Annotated in this window: 3 protein-coding genes; 1 reads left to right on the top strand and 2 read right to left on the bottom strand. The window is 49.3% G+C overall.

What is annotated here, in order from left to right; all coding sequences use genetic code 11:
* Positions 1-319: 319 nt before the first annotated feature.
* Complete coding sequence (locus J7438_RS24675) at positions 320-3,337, bottom strand: RAP domain-containing protein (RefSeq protein ID WP_209278702.1); 3,018 nt, start codon at positions 3,335-3,337, stop codon at positions 320-322.
* On the opposite strand from J7438_RS24675, the gene J7438_RS24670 reads away from it, so the two are divergent.
* Positions 3,332-3,553: a hypothetical protein gene (locus tag J7438_RS24670; protein WP_209278701.1), complete on the top strand. Its 222-nt coding sequence runs from the start codon at positions 3,332-3,334 to the stop codon at positions 3,551-3,553. The genes J7438_RS24675 and J7438_RS24670 overlap by 6 nt on opposite strands.
* A 21-nt stretch (positions 3,554-3,574) precedes the next feature.
* On the opposite strand, the gene J7438_RS24665 is transcribed toward J7438_RS24670, so the two are convergent.
* Positions 3,575-3,830 (bottom strand): hypothetical protein (locus J7438_RS24665; protein WP_209278700.1); only part of this gene is annotated, 256 nt, incomplete at its 5' end.

Raw genomic sequence — 3,830 nt, 5'->3', positions numbered from 1 at the left:
AGCGGCATGGCCACCCGGTCGGTTATAATAATTATCTGATCTTGCGTATTGACCACTGATACCAGCAGAGTTTCTATCCATAACTATATTTCATTAATTCATGAGAATATAAAAAGCAGACTGCTGTTATGTTCAGAAGTTCATTTTGCTGAAATGGCTATAGACGTAACCGGTTGGGTAAGCGCATCTACTCCTGATTCCACCAATTCGTTATTTTCAAATCATCCGGGGCGAGATGTATGGGTAACAAGTGTTCAACGCTGGGACTCCTTCCCTGGAATGTGAAAATGGTGCTTGAGTCATGACGGAAGGGAAGAGCTTACTGGCTGTTTTTTCTTTGCCTTTTTCTACCTGGTTTGCCTGTTTGCTCCTCTGAATGATCTTCGGCAGTCAAGTAACCGTGATCTGAGGGTTGCCTTCCTTTATCAGCAGTAACGTATGCCTCATCTGCCCACCTTCTTTTAAGTGATACAGAGCCATGCCCCTGTCGCGGGATACCTATCCTGGTCTTTATTTGATCAATGTATGGTTTCATTAAATCCTGACTCAAGAGCATGTTAAACGGAATTTCAATGACCTCAAATCCTGCTTTTTGCAACAGTGCGATTTTAAGCAGAGTCGAACCATTCCTGGTTTTGAAATCACCACCCACGTAATGATAAGGTCCCTGAACTTCAATCACCATGTTGTGATCTGGCAGTAGCAGGTCAACTGGAGGCAGTGAGTTCAGACTCTTTTCTTCTTCAATCCTCAAAGATGGAATGCATGATTGGAGTTGATTGCGGAAGTTGGATTGACGTTTTGAAACGATTGTCTGGTAATGGGGTACGACCGGACACGCTCTCCCAAGCCAACTTGCGGCCATCGCAATGATGCGTTGATCCTCTTCATTGTCCGGGGATGTATTTTCCAGGCGAATAAACAGGTCATCCATGTGCTTTTCCAGCACGTTACCTTTACTGGTATTTGGAACCAGAGATAACCTGGCACAGCACACCATTACTCCCCAGAGAGACATAAATATCCCTTGCTGAGAGAGCAGAGGGTTGTTACTGATCCGGTAGACAAGCGATTCGAACGTAGAGGTAACCACGTTCAGCTTAACGAGCTCACCCAGTTTCGCCATGGCCCACAGCAGGTTGGCGATATGCTGAGGAATAAATTGATCTTTCTGTGCGTTCACGAGGGGCAACAGCGCAGCGACGGCCTCGTTGAACTCTGGTGTCTGTTCCTGCCCGTTGTCCACCAGTTTTGCCATGGCCCACAGCAGGTTGGCGATTTCCTGTGGTTTAAAGTGAGCTTTCTGTATGTTTACGTGAGGCAACAGCGCGGCCACGGCCTCTTTGAGCCCTGGTGTCCGTTCCTGCCCGTTGTCTACCAGTTTCGCCATGGCCCATAGCAGGTTGGCGATACCCTGTGGTTTGAAGTTAGCTTTCTGTGCGTTCACGTAAGGCAACAGCGCGGCCACGGCCTCTTTGAATTCTGGTGTCCGCTCCTGTCCATTGTCCACCAGTTTTGTCATGGCCCACAGCAGGTTGGCGATTTCCTGGGTATTAAATCGGTCTTTCTGTGCGTTCACGTGGGGCAACAGGGCGGCGACGGCCTCTTTGAGCCCTGGTGTTTGCTCCAGCCCGTTGTCCACCAGTTTTGCCATGGCCCACAGCAGGTTGGCGATATTCTGAGGAATAAATTGGTCTTTCTTTGCGTTCACGTGGGGCAACAGCGCGGCCACGGCCTTGTTGAGCTCTGGTGTTCGATTCTGCCCGTTGTCCACCAGTTTCGCCATGGCCCACAGCAAGTTGGCGACACCCTGAGGAATAAATTGGTCTTTCTGTACGTTCACGTGGGGCAACAGCGCGGCCACGGCCTTGTTGAGCTCTGGTGTTCTATTCTGCCCGTTGTCCACCAGTTTCGCCATGGCCCACAGCAGGTTGGCGATTCCCTGGGCATTAAATTGGTCTTTCTGTGTGTTCACGTGGGGCAACAGCGCGGCCACGGCCTCTTTGAGCCCTGGTGTCTGCTCCTGCCCGCTGTCCACCAGTTTCGCCATTGCCCACAGCAGGGTAGGGATACCCTGGGCATTAAATTGGCCTTTCTGTACGTTCACGTGGGGGAACAGCGCGATCACAGTCTCTTTGAGTTCTGCTGTCCGCTCCTGCCCGTTGTCCACCAGTTTCGCCATGGCCCACAGCAGGTTGGCGATATCCTGGGCATTACATTGGTTTTTCTGTGCCTTCACGCGAGGCAACAGCGCAGTCACGGCCTCATTGAACTCTGGTGTCTGCTCCTGCCCGTTGTCCACCAGTTTTGCCATGGCCCACAGCAGGTTGGCGATTTCCTGTGGTTTAAAGTGAGCTTTCTGTATGTTTACGTGAGGCAACAGCGCGGCCACGGCCTCTTTGAGTTCTGGTGTCCGTTCCTGCCCGTTGTCTACCAGTTTCGCCATGGCCCACAGCAGGTTGGCGATTTCCTGTGGTTTAAAGTGAGCTTTTGGTGCGTTCACGTGGGGCAACAACGCGGCTACGGCCTCTTTGAGCCCTGGTGTCCGCTCCTGTCCGCTGTCCACCAGTTTCACTATGGCCCACAGCAGGTTGGCGATTTCCTGTGGTTTAAAGTGAGCTGTCTGTACGTGGGGCAACAGTGCGGCCACGGCCTCTCTAAGCTGTGGTGTCCACTCCTGCCCGTTACCCACCAGTTTCGCCATGACCCACAGCAGGTTGGCGACACCCTGGGCATCAATATCCCTGGCTTGTGGTTTTTGGTTGCACTTGAATATTATTGCATCAAGTAGCGTTGACAATAAGGCAGCTTGAGTACGCTTAACACGCTCATCCATGGGCTTATGAGGGGTAAAAACACCTGCTGAAGTCAATGAATGAAGTGTTGTTGTCAGGCTTCGCCAATTCCAGCTCCGTGTTGCGGTAAAATTTTGCAGCAAACGTATCAGCTGGCTTTGTTCCGCTCGATTTAACGGTCTTTTAGACGCTGACGTGTATTTTTTAATTGAACTGGCATATTGACCGTGATGTCTCCCATCATAGCGATGACCGAAACGATAAGATTTACTCACCAGATCATCCATTATTTCCTGTTTGATGAGCGCATTAAAATCTTGAGCAAGGTTTACTGAACGGCGCTGTAGATGTTGAGAAGTGCATGCGTCAGAAGAACGGTTAAATTTATTACGCCCAGGGTTAGTGCGTGGGGTATCATTCCACCTGACTGTGGCATGTCTATATCGTCCACGTCTTGAAGAAGCGGCATGGTCATTCGGTTGGTTGTAATCATTATCTGATCTTGTGTATTGACCACTGATACCAGCAGAGGTTCTATGCATAATTATATTTCATTAATTCATGGAAATATAAAAAGCAGACTGTGGTTCTTTTCAGAAGTTCATTTTGCTGGAATGTTTGTAAACATAGTCGGCTGGGGAAATACATCTACTCCTGATGCCATCAATCCGTTATTTTCTGAACATCCTGGGCGAGATGTATGGGCAACAGATGTTCAACACTGGCATTCCTTCCCGGAATGTGAAAAAGGTTCTTGAGTCATGATGGGAGGAAGGCGATTACTGGATGTTTGTTTTCTTACTCTTTGTTGGTTTACCGCTTTGCTCATCTGAATGTTCTTCGGCGATTAAGTAACCATAATCTGAGGGTTGCCTGCCTTTATCAGCAGTAACGCATGCCTCATCAGCCCACTTTCTTTTAAGTGATACAGAGCCATGCCCCTGTGGCGGGAAGCCTGTTCTGGTCTTTATTTGATCAATGTATGGTTTCATTAAATCCTGACTCAAGAGCATGTTAACCGGAATTTCAATGACC

The organism is Thalassotalea sp. G20_0, assembly GCF_017744175.1.
GTDB lineage: Bacteria > Pseudomonadota > Gammaproteobacteria > Pseudomonadales > Endozoicomonadaceae > Endozoicomonas.
The sequence above is the reverse complement of the archived record's forward strand: the minus strand, read 5'-3'. Positions and strand labels throughout refer to the sequence as shown.